Below are 14,510 nucleotides of genomic sequence, written 5' to 3' on the forward strand. Positions count from 1 at the left end.
GATCCGGAAATCACGGCCATGATCAGGGCCATCATCACTGATATCGAAGGCACCCTGTCCGGGGTGTCCTTCACCCGGGAAGTGCTGCTCCCCCATGCGGTCAAGCACCTGCCCGAGTTCGTCCGCACCCACCGGACGGTACCGGAGGTGAAGCGCCTGCTGGCCGACATCCGGGCCTATGCCGGTGGCTCCCTGGATGACGAGGCTCTGATGCAACGCATGGTGGCCTGGATGTCGGCGGATCAGAAGATCACGCCCCTCAAGGCCCTGCAGGGCCTGATCTGGGAAGAAGGCTACCGCCGGGGGGATTTCAAGGGACATATCTATCCGGACGCCGTGGCCTGCCTGCGGGCCTGGCATGACCGTGGAATCACCCTGCATGTCTTTTCGTCGGGCTCCGTACGCGCCCAGGAAGACTTCCTGGCCCACAGCGAGGCGGGCGACCTGCGCCCCCTGTTCAGCGGCAACTTCGACACCCGCATCGGCGGCAAGACCCATATTGCCGCCTACAAGCTCATCACCGAACGCATCGGGTGCGCCCCGGGCGAGGCCCTGTTCCTCTGCGACGACACGCGGGAACTGGATGCCGCGGCGGCAGCCGGCCTGCGGACCACCCTGGTACAGCGACAGGGCGCGGCCGCCTCCGGCTCTCATCCGGTGGTGACGGATTTTCACCAGATCCGGCTGGAGCCCTGATTCCATGCGATTTCCCCATGACCCGCCCGGTTGCAGGCAGCGCGCCCGGTAGCGGATACTCAATCATCAGAGCGGGAGACCCATGTCCGAGTACCTACTGATCCTGGTCAGCACTGTCCTGGTCAACAATTTCGTCCTGGTGAAGTTCCTGGGCCTGTGCCCGTTCATGGGGGTTTCCAAGAAAGTGGAAACGGCCATCGGCATGAGCCTGGCCACCACCTTCGTGTTGACCCTGTCCTCGGTCTGCAGTTATCTGGTCAACGAGTATCTGCTCGCGCCCTTCGGTCTGGAATACCTGCGCACCATTGCCTTCATCCTGGTGATCGCCGCCGTAGTGCAGTTCACCGAGATGGTGGTACACAAGACCAGCCCGCTGCTTTATAACGTACTGGGGATCTTTCTGCCCCTGATCACCACCAACTGTGCAGTGCTGGGGGTCGCCCTGCTCAACGTGCAGGAAAGCCATGGATTCCTGGAGTCGGTGATGTACGGCCTGGGTGCCGCCGCCGGCTTCTCCCTGGTCATGATCCTGTTTGCCGCCATGCGCGAGCGGGTTGCCGCCGCGGATGTGCCGGTACCGTTCCGCGGCAGTGCCATCGCCCTGGTCACCGCGGGCCTCATGTCACTGGCATTCATGGGTTTTCTGGGGCTGGCCCCCTGACCCGGATGCCGCCATCGACGAGCCAGGAGCCGTAATCGCCCATGCTTGCCGCCGTCCTAGTCATCAGTTCGCTGTCCGCCTTGTTCGGCATGATCCTTGGCTATTCCGCCATCCGCTTTCGCGTGGAAAGCGATCCGGTGGTGGAGAAGATCGACAACATGCTGCCCCAGACCCAATGCGGGCAATGCGGCTTTGCCGGCTGCCGTCCCTATGCCGCCGCCATCGCCGAGGGCAAGGCGGACATCAATCTCTGCCCTCCAGGGGGGACCGGCCTGCTCATGGCCCTGGCCGACATGCTCGGGCGCGACGCCAAGCCCATCGAGGGCAAGGTCAAGGAAAAGGCCCTGGCCCGTATCGACGAAAACAGCTGCATCGGCTGCACCCTGTGCGTGCAGGCCTGCCCGGTGGACGCCATCGTCGGCGCTGCCAAGCAACTGCATGCCGTCATCGAGACCCAGTGCACCGGCTGCGAGCTGTGTCTGATGCCCTGCCCGGTGGACTGCATCCGCATGGTGCCCATTGCCCAGGACCTGAATACCTGGAAATGGCCCTTCCCCATGGACACCGCCGCCGATCGCCTCTGCCTGGTGGATCTGGCCCGACCGGCATCCGCGGGCTCCGGCGCCTGAGGCGCAAAAGCCCCCGCTGACCACGACAACCCATGACCGCAAGTTCCCATACACTCTGGCGATTCCATGGCGGCGTCAAGCTGCCTGACCACAAGGCGGAAAGCACCACCGAGCCGGTGGCCGCCGCGCCCCTGCCGCAGCGGCTGATCCTGCCGCTGCGGCAGCACATCGGCGAGGCCGCCGTGCCGGTGGTCAAGCGCGGCGAGCACGTCAAGAAGGGACAGCTCATCGCTCGCTCGGATACCTATGTGGGTGCCCACCTGCACGCCCCCACCTCAGGTCGCATCGCCCTCATCGGCGATCAGCCGGTGCCCCACCCTTCCGGCCTGTCCGCCCCCAGCATCGTCATCGAGGCCGACGGCGAGGATGACTGGGGCGATAGCCGGATGCCGCCCATCGAGGACTATCGCAACATCGATCCGGTCAAGCTGCGCAACCGGGTGCGCGATGCCGGCATCGTGGGCCTGGGGGGGGCTGCCTTCCCTTCGGCGGTGAAGCTCAACCCCCGCCCCCACCAAAAGATCGACACCCTGGTGATCAACGGCGCCGAGTGCGAACCCTACATCACCTGCGACGACATGCTCATGCGCACCCAGGCGGAGACGGTGATCGCCGGCATGCATCTGGTGCGCCGCGCCCTGAAACCCGAGCGATGCCTGATCGGCATCGAGGACAACAAGCCCGAGGCCATCCGCGCCATGACCGAGGCCCTGGGCGGCGAGGAACGGGACAACATCCGCATCGTCCCCATTCCCAGCATCTATCCCACCGGCGGCGAACGCCAGCTCGTGCGCGTACTCACCGGCCGCGAAGTCCCCAGCGAGGGGCTACCCGCCGACGTCGGCGTGGTCTGCCACAACGTGGGCACCCTGGCCGCCATCTACCGGGCGGTGGTCCTGGGGGAACCCCTGATTTCCCGCCTGGTGACGGTCACCGGCAGCGGGGTCCACCGCCCCCGCAACCTCCAGGTCTACCTGGGCACCCCGGTGGCGGACCTGATCGCCCTGGCCGGGGGCTACACCGACGACGTGGAGCGACTGATCATGGGCGGCCCCATGATGGGTTTTGCCCTGGCCAGCGACGCGGTACCCATCATCAAGGGCGGCAATTGCATCATCGCCGCCCGCGCCGCCGACGTGGAGCGCCCCGGTCCGGTGATGCCCTGCATCCGCTGTGGAGAATGCGTCAAGGCCTGCCCTGCCGGCCTGCTGCCCCAGCAACTGTATTGGTTCAGCCGTGCCCGTGACTTCGACAAGGCCCAGGAATACAGCCTGTTCGATTGCATCGAATGCGGCTGCTGCGCCCACGTCTGTCCCAGCAATATTCCGCTGGTGCAGTATTACCGCTTTGCCAAGAACGAGATCTGGTCCCAGGAACGGGAGCGCCGCCAGGCCGAGGCCGCCAAACAGCGCCACGAACTGCGCCGGGAACGCCTGGAGCGGGAAGAACGGGAAAAGGCCGAGCGCATGAAGCGCAAGCAGGCCGCCGCCCAGCAGACGGCCCCCACCGCCGACGGGGGGGAAGATCCCAAGCAGGCGGTGATCCGTGCCGCCCTGGCGCGGGCTCAGGCCCGCAAGGCCGAACAGGCCGCCCAGGACACCACCGCCGCCGCGCCGGCCTCCGAAAACGACAACGAAAACCGCTGATGCGCTTCAAGACCTTCAGTTCGCCGCACATGGCGCCCGCCCGCAGTGTCAACCGGGTCATGGGACAGGTACTGCTGGCCCTCATCCCCGGCACCGCGGCCATGACCTGGTATTTCGGCTGGGGGGTGCTGATCAATGTCTCCCTGGCCGTCACCGTGGCCCTGGCCTGCGAGGCCCTGATGCTGCTGGTGCGTGGTCGCACCCTGACGCCCCACATCACCGACCTGAGCGCGGTGCTGGCCGGCTGGCTGTTCGCCCTGGCCGTGCCGCCGCTGACACCCTGGTGGGTCACCCTGGTGGGGGTCGGGTTTGCCATGGTGGTGGCCAAACATCTCTACGGCGGCCTGGGCTACAACCCCTTCAATCCGGCCATGGTGGGCTATGTGGTGGTGCTCATCTCCTTTCCGCGGGAAATGACCCTGTGGCTGAGTCCTTCCGTCATCGCCGAACTGAACCTGAGCCTGCCCCAGACCTTTGCCGCCATTTTCGCCGGCACGCTCCCGGACGGGCTGACCTGGGACATGATCACCGCCGCCACGCCGCTGGACCGGATCCAGACCGGGGTGGGACTGGCACACCCCATCAGCGAGATCCAGAACTCCCCCTTCTTCGGCTATCTGGGAGGCGTCGGCTGGGAGTGGATCGGCCTGTGGTTCCTGGTGGGGGGGCTATGGCTGCTCAAGCGCGGCGTGATCGGCTGGCAGATCCCGGTGGCCATGCTGGGCACCCTCACCTTGCTCTCCGGCCTGTTCTGGCTCATCAATCCGGAGACCTACGCCTCCCCCCTGTTCCACGTCTTCAGCGGTGCCGCCATTCTCGGCGCCTTTTTCATCGCCACCGACCCGGTTTCCGCCAGCACCACGCCCCGGGGACGCCTGATCTTCGGTGCCGGAGTGGGGGCGCTGGTATTCGTCATCCGCACCTGGGGGGGGTATGCGGAAGGGGTGGCCTTCGCGGTCCTGCTCATGAACATGATGGTCCCGCTGATCGACCATTACACCCAGCCCCGGGTCTTCGGCAAGACCACGGCCGGCAAGGAGGGCTAGGACGTGCTGCGGGAAATCTATCTCTCCACGGCCCTGCTGGCCGCCTTCGGACTGGTGGGGGCCGGACTGGTGGCCCTGATCCACATGGGCACGGCGGAGCGCATCGAAGCCAACCGGGAGGCGGCCACCCTGGCCCGCCTGCATGAAATCCTGCCCGACGGTGAATACGACAACGACATCATCAACGACACCACCGTGCTCGGCCATGCCCTGCTCGGCGGCGGCAATCATCTGGTCTACCGGGCGCGCCTGGGAGACGAGCCGGTGGCCGCGGTGTTCACCGTGATTGCCCGCGGCGGCTATTCCGGTGACATCCACCTGCTGGTGGGCGTGCGCGCGGACGGCCGCGTGGCCGGCGTGCGGGTGGTCAGCCACCGGGAGACGCCGGGGCTGGGCGACGACATCGAGGCCGGCCGCTCCGACTGGATCCTGGGCTTTGACGACCTGGAACTGGGCAATCCGCCGGTGGAACGCTGGGCGGTGCAACGGGATGGCGGCATCTTCGACCAGTTCACCGGGGCCACCATCACCCCTCGGGCGGTGGTGCGCGCGGTACGCGACACCCTGATCTACTTCGACACCCATCGGGAACAGGTATTCGAGCCGATGCCCGTCGATGACACGGATGAAGAGGCGCACACTGATGAATGACACCCCCTACGGCAAGATCGTCGCCGACGGCCTCTGGTACAACAACGCCGCTCTGGTGCAGCTGCTGGGCCTGTGCCCCCTGCTGGCCATCTCCGGCACGGTGGTCAATGCCCTCGGGCTGGGCCTGGCCACCACCCTGACCCTGATCGCCTCCAACGTCAGCGTCTCCTTCATCCGCAACTGGGTGCGGCCGGAAATCCGCATCCCCATCTACGTGCTCATCATCGCCTCGGTGGTCACCGCCATCGAACTGGCCATGAATGCCTACTTCCATGAACTCTACCTGGTGCTGGGAATCTTCATTCCGCTGATCGTGACCAACTGCGCCATCATCGGCCGGGCCGAGGCCTTTGCCTCCAAGCACACCATCCCCAAGGCCTTCGTCGACGGGCTGATCATGGGCATCGGCTTCACCCTGGTGCTGGTGGCCCTGGGGGGCATGCGCGAAGCCATCGGCCAAGGCACCCTGTTCGACCAGGCCCACCTCATGTTCGGCGAGGCGGCCCGGGGACTCACGGTGACCCTGATCGAGGATTACCGGGGCTTTCTGCTGGCCATCCTGCCACCGGGGGCCTTCATCGGCCTGGGCCTTTTGCTGGCCGTGAAGAACCTGGTGGATGATCGATTGGCAAAACGGGCCGCCCGTCGCGCCGAGGCCCTCGGGGAGGCCCGGGCCTGAGGCGGACGGCTGAACGATGAACAACGACAAGCGCCGGGAGATCTTCACCCGCTGGCGGGCGGCCAACCCCCACCCCACCACGGAACTGAACTACCGCACCCCCTTTGAACTGCTGATCGCCGTGATCCTCTCGGCCCAGGCCACCGACAAGGGGGTCAACAAGGCCACGGCCCTGCTGTTTCCCGTGGCCAACACCCCCCAGGCCATCCTCGACCTGGGGCTGGAAGGCCTCAAGAGCCATATCCGCACCATCGGCCTTTACAACAGCAAGGCGGAAAACATCATCAGGACCTGCCGGATCCTGGTGGAACAGTGGCAGGGAGAAGTACCCCGTGAGCGGGCCGCCCTGGAGGCCCTGCCCGGGGTCGGGCGCAAGACCGCCAACGTGGTGCTGAACACCGCCTTCGGCGAGCCTACCATCGCCGTCGACACCCATATCTTCCGTGTGGCCAACCGGACCGGCATCGCGCCGGGCAAGACGCCGCTGGCGGTGGAAACACGCCTGCTCAAGGTGGTACCCGCGGAATTCAAGCGGGACGCCCATCACTGGTTGATCCTGCATGGGCGCTATACTTGTATCGCGCGCATCCCCAAGTGCGGGCAATGCCTGATCGCCGACCTGTGCGATTTCAAGGACAAGACACCCGCCGCCGCAGGCCGGTGACGAACCGAAGATTCAAGCGGCAGGATCGATGGGTCAACCGGACATGGTCAGTGTGCATCCGCTGTGACATGCTGACCCACGCAGCTGAGACACGAGGCATGCAAACAGGATGCGCGGCAACGGATACGCGATGCCCTCGGGCATGAACCAGACTCGCCCGACACAAGATGGATGCCGTTCCCAGACCGGACCCGACACCAGGCGCTCCGGTCGGTCAACCTGTCAAAGGGAGTCGTCCCGATGACCGAACTGGCCAATCATGCCGAAAAGACCCGCTACCTCTATGAGGGACTGCCCGCCACCGTGGCGGTCTCCATCGGTGCGGCCGCCATCCTGGCCCTGATTCATCTGCCGGTGCTACCGGTCCCCATATTGCTGGGCTGGTTCTGCCTCATCCTGCTGGTTGCCCTGGTCCGGGGCGGACTGTGGCTGGCCTACCAGCGCACCGACACCCCCGAGCGCCCCGTCTGGCTCAGGCGCTTCAGGGCCACCACCCTGGCCGCCGGCATCGGCTGGGGCATCGGCTGCGCCCTGCTCACCCAGTCCGGCGACTTGAGTTTTCAGGCCTTTCTGGCCTTCGCCATCGCCGGCATCACCGCCGGAGCCATCATTTCCCTGGCCACCGACCGGCTGTCCACCCTGTTCCTGGTCGGCCCCATGCTGGTGCCCCTGGCCGTTGCCCTGCTGATGCAGGATGAACCCCTGTCCGTGATGGCCGGGCTGATTGTCTGCCTCTTTCTGCTATTCGTCTTCGTCAGTGCGACCCGCATCCAGGCCAGTTTCAACGAGAACATCCACCTGCGGATTCAGGCCGAGGCCCAGCAGACCACCATCCTGGACAATGAACTGCGCTGGCGCTTTGCCCTGGAGGGCAGTCATCAGGGCCTGTGGGACTGGAATACCGTCACCGGGCAGACCTATCACTCTCCCCGCTGGGCACTGATGCTGGGTCATGCGCCCGAAGAGATATCCCCGTCGTTTGATGCCTGGGAGGGGCGCCTGCATCCCGATGACCGGGATCGGGTGATCAAGGATCTCCAACAACACCTGGACGGCCTTACCCCGATGTATGAGTCGGAATACCGACTGCGCTGCAAGGACGGCAGTTATCTCTGGGTCCTGGACCAGGGACAGGTGATCAGCCGGGACGCACAGGGCGGACCCACACGGGTGATCGGGGTGAACAAAGACATCCATCGCCGCAAGGAGGCGGAAGCGGCGCTGGCTGAGAGTGAACGCTATAACCGCGCCCTGCTCGAAGCCATGCCGGACCTGATGTTCCGCCTGAGCCATGACGGACGTTATCTGGACTGGCATGCCGGTCAGAAAGGCCTCCTTTACAAATCCCCCGAGACCTTCCTGCACAAGAACGTGTCCGAAGTGCTGCCCCTGGAGATCGCCGTCCGCGTTCTGGACGCCATTCGGCGGGTCCTGGCGGAGGACCGCATGCATTTCGTGGAATACACGCTGGACGTATCCGGCGCCCGGCGCACCTTCGAGGCGCGCCTGGTGAAGCTCAATGACCGGGAGGTCATGGCGGTCATCCGGGATGTGACCGAGCAGAAACAGGCCAGTGAGCGCATCGCGCAGATGGCCTTCTATGACGCACTGACCCAGCTCCCCAACCGACGCATGCTGCTGGACCGACTCGATAAGGCGGTGGTTTCCAGCAAGCGCAGTGATCAGCACGGGGCCCTGCTGTTCATGGATCTGGACCGGTTCAAGGCCCTGAACGATACCTACGGACACAGCACGGGAGACCTGCTGCTGCAACAGGTCGGCGATCGCCTCAAGGCCTGCGTCAGGGAAGTGGACACCGTCGCTCGACTGGGCGGAGATGAATTCGTGGTAATGCTGGAAAACCTGGGTTCGCGGGAAGAAGAGGCCCTGAAGATGGCAAAGGACATCGGCGACAAGATCTTCAAGACCATGAGCAGACCTTATCTGCTCAACACCCTGGAACATGTCATCACGCCCAGCATCGGCATCAGCCTCTTCAACGGGCATACGGTCAGTATTGATGAGGTACTGCAACAGGCCGACATGGCCATGTATGAGATGAAACGCCAGGGACGCAGCGGCACGCGCGTCTTCGAGCCCTCCATGCAGTCATCCCTGGAAACCCGCTCCGCCCTGGCCCATGAACTGCATCAGGCCATGGTCGATCGACAACTGACCCTTCATTACCAACCGCAATATGACCTCGATGGCCGTATCCGGGTAACGGAAGCCCTGTTGCGGTGGCAACATCCCCGCCGGGGCCTCATCAAGGCCGCTCAGGTGATATCGGTGGCGGAAGAATCGGGGCTGATCCTGTCCATCGGTCAATGGATCATGAAACAGGGCTTCCAGGATCTGAAACGCTGGTCCGAACATCGGGACTGGTCCAACGTGGTGCTGGCCATCAACCTGAGTCCCAGACAATTCCGTCAGCCAGGGCTGGAAGCCATGATCATGGACATGGTGGATGAAACCGGCGTCGATCCCCGACGCATCCGCCTGGAAATCAATGAAGAATGCCTGAACGGGGAAATGGGAGAGGCCATTGCCAGGATGCAGCGACTCAGGGCAAGGGGCCTGCGCTTTTCGCTGGATGATTTTGGGATCGGGAAACTGTCATTCGGGGATCTGCACCGATTGCCCCTGGACCAGATCAAGGTCCACGAAAGCTTCCTGCACCGGGCACTGGATCACGAGGATGATGCCTCCCTGATGCGGATGGCTCTGTCCCTGGGCGAGGGGCTTGGTCTGGAAGTGTTGGCCGAAGGCGTGGAAACCCCGGCGCAGAAGGCCTTTCTGGAGAAGATGGGATACCGTATCTTCCAAGGCTATCTGTTCGGACAGCCCATGAGCTGGGGGGAGCTGATGGGCCTGCCGACCTCCGAGTCGTCATGACCGCCGGGCGGCGTCGTACTGAAGCTCCATCAACAGTCGGTTCAGGGAACGATCCGCACTGGGGCTGAGATCCAGAAACAGCACGCCCAACCTGAGCAGTGACCTGCCGTCCACCGGCTTGATGCTGCGGACTTCGGCGCGAAGATCCGACCACTGCTGGCCGCCGATGCGCAGCTCCCGGATCAGCACGGCATCGCCGACCTGGGGACACATCTCTTCCGACAAATCGCACTCCAGACACAAACCCTGGATGGAAAGGTCCGAAGGACGGCTTTCATGGACCAGGGTCTCTGCCACTTCCCCCGGCATCTCGCCGGTGGGCGGGTTCTGCCCATGTCGCTCCCGCACCCACAGAACATGGCTGTCCATGCCGCGGGGAATCTGCACCCTGAAGGCATTGCGACGTTGCTGGTAATCCAGTTCCTCGGGCCACCGACAGACCAGCACCGCCTCTCCCTCATGGCGATCAAGACCCATGAGATAGGTGTCAAAGCGCACCGGCACCCCCTGCAGAGCGCCTCTCACCGTCAGACGCACGCCCTCTTCAAGTCCCTTCACCAAGGTTTCATCGTTGGGAATGTCGAACAGCAACGCCTCACCCTCAAGATCCGACGCGATGATCTGCGTAAGCCCCTGCTGCTTGCGTTCCGGGGCATGCATCATGAGCAGCGCCCGACTCTGCTTCAGCGCGATAAAAATGCTGTTCTGGCGCTTTCTGTTACGGATGATCGTCGAGGAGTTCTGAGTCATTTGGCGGGAAAGGTTTGATTGAAATGGCTCAGGGGCCGAAGCGCCGGGATACGGCGGAGAATACCTGCCATCATCACTCAGGGGATCACTGCATTCTGAATGATTCGACCGGCCGAGATTCTACAGTATTTTCCTGCGGGCGACATTGAAGCCACCGGTCCCCGCCAACAGGGACGTGTCATCGTGTTATGATCGTCCGACCATGGAGTCTGCTTCCCGACATACCTCCAGCCACCTGAAATGGACTTGATTCAGGTCCCGGCTACCCAGAGTCCGCGAGATCACCCGAGTCATCTCCACGTCCATGAGCCAGCCCCCCCAGTCTCCGGCCGACAAGCCATCCACCGAACACACCCCGGCAACCCTCCACGCACCCGCCGCCCAGCACTTCGAACAGATGGTGGAACAGGCCTCCGATGCCATCCTGCTGCTGAACGCCCAGGGTGTCATTCAGTATGCCAACCAGGCGGCGGCCCACCTGTTCGGGTGCCCCCTTGAGCGACTGCGTGGAGAAACCTTCGGTTTCGTGGTGGCCCCCGACGAACCCACCGAGATCGAGATCGCCCATGCCACCCGGGGCATGCTGTCCGCCGATCTGCGGGCCGTTCCCATGCGCATGGAAGGCTGGGAAGTCTCCGTGGTCTATCTGCGGGACGTCACGGAACGCAAGGAAAGGCTCCGGGATCAGTTGCGTCTTCAGGAAGCCATCAAGGGCGGGCGCATCGGCCTGTTTGACTGGGACCTACAGACCGGCGAGGTGTACTACTCGCAGGAATGGAAGACGCAACTGGGCTACGCCCAGGAAGAGATCGGCAGCGATTACGCCTCCTGGTGGACATTGCTGCATCCCGATGACCGGGAAGCCACGGAAAAGCAGGTGGCCGAGTACCTGAAATGCGCCGATGGACGACGCTATGTCATGGAGTTTCGCATGCGCCACAAGGACGGTTCCTACCGCTGGATTCTGGCCCAGGGCTCGCTGATCCATGGGCCGGACGGTCGACCGTCACACATGGTGGGCTCACACCTGGACATCACCGAACGCCGCCGCACCGAAGGGCATCTGCAACGCCTGGCCTTTGCCGTGGATCAGAGTCCGAGCATCGTCGTCATCACCGACCCGGACGGCGCCATCCAGTACGTCAACCGGCGTTTCTGCGAGGTCACGGGGTTCGCCCCGGAGGAAATGCTGGGCGTCAACGCCCGCGCCCTGGCCCAGACGCCCATTGAGGAAGTGATCCAGCAGAACCTCGCGTTCACCCTGCGACAAGGGCATACCTGGGAAGGTGAATTCCGCAACCGCAAGAAATCGGGGGAAACCTACTGGGAACAGGCCCGCATCTACCCGGTGCGCGACGAGGACGGCACCATCGTCCAGTACATCAAGCTCGCGGAAGACATCACCGACCGCAAGCAGCTCACGGATCGACTGGACTTCCTGGCCTTCCATGACACGCTCACCGGGCTGCCCAACCGAAGTCTCATGATGGATCGCCTGGGCCAGGCCCTGGTTCAGGCCCGCCGGGACAGGACCCTGCTCGCCGTCGCCTTTCTGGACCTGGACGATTTCAAGACCGTCAACGACTCCCTCGGCCACGGACAGGGAGACCAGTTACTGCGCATGGTGGCCGAGCGTCTGAAGGGGCTGCTGCGCGAAGGCGATACGGTGGCGCGCTTTGGCGGTGACGAATTCATCCTGATGCTGACCCAACTCCACGCCCCCCGGGATGTGATACCCGTGGTGGAAAAGCTGCAGATGGCCTTTACCCAGCCCATTACGTTGGGTCAGATCCCGCTGGTCACCGGCTTCAGCATCGGCCTGGCCATGTACCCCACCGACAGCCATCGTGCCGAAGACCTGATCCGACACGCGGATATCGCCCTGTCACGGGCCAAGGCACAGGGACCGCGCAGCTATCACTTCTATACCCGCGACCTGGACGAACAACTCCATGAGCGCATGCAACTGGAACAGGCCATGCGACGGGGTCTGGAACGGGGGCAATTCCTGCTTCACTATCAACCCCGCATGGACATGCGGGACAACCGCATGCTCAGCATGGAAGCCCTGATCCGCTGGCAACATCCGGACTGGGGGATGGTGATGCCCGGCAGGTTCATTCCCCTGGCGGAAGAGACCGGACTGATCATTGAATTGGGGTCCGAGGTGCTCAGACAGGCCTGCCTGCAGCTCAAGTCCTGGCAGTCCAGTGGCCGCCCCCTGTTGCCCCTGGCCATCAACCTGTCTCCCAGGGAGTTCCATCAAACGGATCTGCTGGAACGGATCATGGGGATCATGGAGGAGTATGAGGTGGACACCCGGCTGATCGAATTCGAGATCACCGAAAGCGCCGCCATGAGTTCGGTGGAACAGACCATCGACATCCTGTCCCAGTTGACCCGCATGGGCTTTCGCATCTCCATCGACGACTTCGGCACCGCCTATTCCTCCCTGAACTATCTCAAGCGCCTGCCGGTACAGAGCCTGAAGATCGATCAGTCCTTCGTCAAGGATCTGGCGAACGATCCCGCCGCCCATCCGGAAGATGCCGCCATCATCCGGGCCATCATCGGCCTGGCCGGAAACCTGGGACTTGAGGTCATTGCCGAGGGGGTGGAGACCACCGCCCAGCGGGACTTCCTGCTGAAACACGGCTGTCCGGTGGGGCAGGGTTACCTGTTCAGTCGCCCGGTGGCGGCGGCCGAGATCGAGACCCAGTTTACCGCCTGAGTTCCGTGGGCCCGCGGGCGGGGTGGTTCACCGGGTGTCGCGCGCGTCCCGGGCCTTGTCGCAAGGGGAGCCGCAGCCGCACTGTCCCGTGCCGCAACCGCCCCCCTCCCGAAACGGACCCAGCTCCGGGTGACGCCGGGCCAGGCGGCGGGCCGCCGCCTGTACCAGCACCCAGCCGGTGAACATCAGGAAGATCAGGCCCACCGCCAGCAGATAGGTCTTCATGCGGTGCCGCCGCCCAGCCCCGCAAAGCCCATGAAGGCCAGGGACAGGATACCCGCCAGCATCAGGCTCATGGCCGCGCCCCGGGCGATGGCCGGCACATCCGCCAGTTCCAGCTTCTCCCGCAGCCCCGCCATCAGCACGATGGCGATGATGAAGCCCGCGCCGGCTCCCAGGCTGTACACCAGGGACTGGCTGAAACTGTACTCGTAGTTGGTCTGGAACAGGGCCACACCCAGGATGGCGCAGTTGGTGGTGATCAGGGGCAGGAAGATCCCCAACGCCCGGTACAGGGGCGGACTGAACTTCTTGATGGTCATCTCCACCAACTGCACCGCCGAGGCGATCACCGCGATATAGGCGATCAGGCGCAAAAACTCCAGGTTGAAGTGCAGCAGGAATTCATTGATCAACCAGGCCGACACCGAGCTGATCAGCATCACGAAAGCCGTGGCCAGCCCCATGGAAAAGGCCGTGCTGATCTTGCCGGATACCCCCAGCAAGGGGCAGATCCCCAGAAACAGGGCCAGCACGAAGTTGTTGATGATGGCCGCATTCAGAAAGATGTAGGTCAGTGAATCAGCGTGCATGGACACCCGCCTCCCCGGCGCCGGCCGTCTTCTGTTTGAGCTGCCGTTCCTTGACCCAGGCGAACAGGAGCAACCAGGCCCCCAGGACAAAGAAGCCACCCGGCGGCAGCAGCATGATGACCCAGGGCTCGAAGCCTTCGCCGAACACCGGGATGCCCAGCAGGGTACCGGCTCCGAGCAGTTCACGCACCGACCCCAGACACAACAGGGCAATGGTGAAGCCGACCCCCATGCCCAGGGAATTCACCAGGGTGGTGCTCACCCGGTTGCGGGAGGCAAACGCCTCGGCCCGGCCCAGGATCATGCAGTTGGCCACGATGAGCTGGATGAAGGCACCCAGCGCCTGATAGATCTCCAGGCTGATGGCATGAATCAGGTAGTCCACCACGGTCACGAAAGTGGCGATGATCACGATGTAGGAGGCAATGCGCACCTCCTTGGGGATGTGCCGCCGCAGCAGCGCCACCAGAGCGGTGGAGCACAACAGCACGAAGGTGGTGGCCAACCCCATGGCCAGGGCATTGACCACGGAGTTGGTCACCGCCAGCACCGGACACATGCCCAGCAGCATGACGAACACCGGATTCTCCCGCCATAGACCGATCAGGAAGGTATCCAGACTGATGGGTTTTTCGGTATTGGCCGCCATG

At 63.8% G+C, this 14,510-nt stretch carries 14 protein-coding genes; 10 read left to right on the forward strand and 4 right to left on the reverse strand.

Annotation, left to right across the window (positions count from 1 at the left end):
- Positions 1-18: 18 nt before the first annotated feature.
- The 9 genes from mtnC to LQD11_RS12205 all read left to right on the forward strand — a co-directional run bounded on the left by mtnC (position 19) and on the right by LQD11_RS12205 (position 9,567).
- The gene (gene mtnC / locus LQD11_RS12165; RefSeq protein WP_238617784.1) at positions 19-696 is read left to right on the forward strand and encodes an acireductone synthase; all 678 of its coding nucleotides are present in this window, start codon (positions 19-21) and stop codon (positions 694-696) included.
- Positions 697-778: 82 nt separating this feature from the next.
- Positions 779-1,357, forward strand: a complete 579-nt coding sequence (gene rsxA, locus LQD11_RS12170; RefSeq protein ID WP_008932395.1) for an electron transport complex subunit RsxA — start codon at positions 779-781, stop codon at positions 1,355-1,357.
- Between the two features lie 41 nt (positions 1,358-1,398).
- Positions 1,399-1,986, forward strand: a complete 588-nt coding sequence (gene rsxB, locus LQD11_RS12175) for an electron transport complex subunit RsxB (RefSeq protein ID WP_008932394.1) — start codon at positions 1,399-1,401, stop codon at positions 1,984-1,986.
- A gap of 32 nt (positions 1,987-2,018) precedes the next feature.
- On the forward strand, positions 2,019-3,632 hold the full coding sequence (gene rsxC, locus LQD11_RS12180) for an electron transport complex subunit RsxC (protein ID WP_238617785.1): 1,614 nt from the start codon (positions 2,019-2,021) through the stop codon (positions 3,630-3,632).
- Positions 3,632-4,678, forward strand: coding sequence for an electron transport complex subunit RsxD (gene rsxD, locus LQD11_RS12185; protein ID WP_008932392.1), 1,047 nt, complete (start codon positions 3,632-3,634; stop codon positions 4,676-4,678). The genes rsxC and rsxD overlap by 1 nt, the downstream gene beginning before the upstream one ends.
- A gap of 3 nt (positions 4,679-4,681) precedes the next feature.
- Complete coding sequence (rsxG, locus tag LQD11_RS12190) at positions 4,682-5,329, forward strand: electron transport complex subunit RsxG (protein ID WP_238617786.1); 648 nt, start codon at positions 4,682-4,684, stop codon at positions 5,327-5,329.
- The gene (locus LQD11_RS12195; protein WP_238617787.1) at positions 5,322-6,008 is read left to right on the forward strand and encodes an electron transport complex subunit E; all 687 of its coding nucleotides are present in this window, start codon (positions 5,322-5,324) and stop codon (positions 6,006-6,008) included. The genes rsxG and LQD11_RS12195 overlap by 8 nt, the downstream gene beginning before the upstream one ends.
- A gap of 16 nt (positions 6,009-6,024) precedes the next feature.
- On the forward strand, positions 6,025-6,672 hold the full coding sequence (gene nth, locus LQD11_RS12200; protein WP_238617788.1) for an endonuclease III: 648 nt from the start codon (positions 6,025-6,027) through the stop codon (positions 6,670-6,672).
- Positions 6,673-6,912: 240 nt separating this feature from the next.
- Positions 6,913-9,567, forward strand: coding sequence for an EAL domain-containing protein (locus LQD11_RS12205; protein WP_238617789.1), 2,655 nt, complete (start codon positions 6,913-6,915; stop codon positions 9,565-9,567).
- Here LQD11_RS12205 and LQD11_RS12210 read toward each other — a convergent pair.
- The gene (locus LQD11_RS12210; protein ID WP_276315702.1) at positions 9,562-10,317 is read right to left on the reverse strand and encodes a flagellar brake protein; all 756 of its coding nucleotides are present in this window, start codon (positions 10,315-10,317) and stop codon (positions 9,562-9,564) included. The two genes, LQD11_RS12205 and LQD11_RS12210, sit on opposite strands and share 6 nt — an antisense overlap.
- A gap of 304 nt (positions 10,318-10,621) precedes the next feature.
- On the opposite strand from LQD11_RS12210, the gene LQD11_RS12215 reads away from it, so the two are divergent.
- Positions 10,622-13,048, forward strand: coding sequence for a sensor domain-containing protein (locus tag LQD11_RS12215; RefSeq protein ID WP_238617791.1), 2,427 nt, complete (start codon positions 10,622-10,624; stop codon positions 13,046-13,048).
- Between the two features lie 27 nt (positions 13,049-13,075).
- Here LQD11_RS12215 and LQD11_RS12220 read toward each other — a convergent pair whose 3' ends face one another.
- From LQD11_RS12220 to rsxE, 3 genes are read right to left on the reverse strand one after another with little or no spacing between them, the layout of a single operon-like run.
- Complete coding sequence (locus LQD11_RS12220; RefSeq protein ID WP_238617792.1) at positions 13,076-13,273, reverse strand: hypothetical protein; 198 nt, start codon at positions 13,271-13,273, stop codon at positions 13,076-13,078.
- Positions 13,270-13,860: an electron transport complex protein RnfA gene (locus LQD11_RS12225; protein ID WP_238617793.1), complete on the reverse strand. Its 591-nt coding sequence runs from the start codon at positions 13,858-13,860 to the stop codon at positions 13,270-13,272. The genes LQD11_RS12220 and LQD11_RS12225 overlap by 4 nt, the downstream gene beginning before the upstream one ends.
- Complete coding sequence (gene rsxE, locus LQD11_RS12230; RefSeq protein ID WP_238617794.1) at positions 13,850-14,509, reverse strand: electron transport complex subunit RsxE; 660 nt, start codon at positions 14,507-14,509, stop codon at positions 13,850-13,852. The genes LQD11_RS12225 and rsxE overlap by 11 nt, the downstream gene beginning before the upstream one ends.
- Position 14,510: the final 1 nt, after the last annotated feature.

Origin of the sequence: Ectothiorhodospira shaposhnikovii (genome assembly GCF_022227765.1) — a bacterium.
Classification (GTDB): domain Bacteria; phylum Pseudomonadota; class Gammaproteobacteria; order Ectothiorhodospirales; family Ectothiorhodospiraceae; genus Ectothiorhodospira.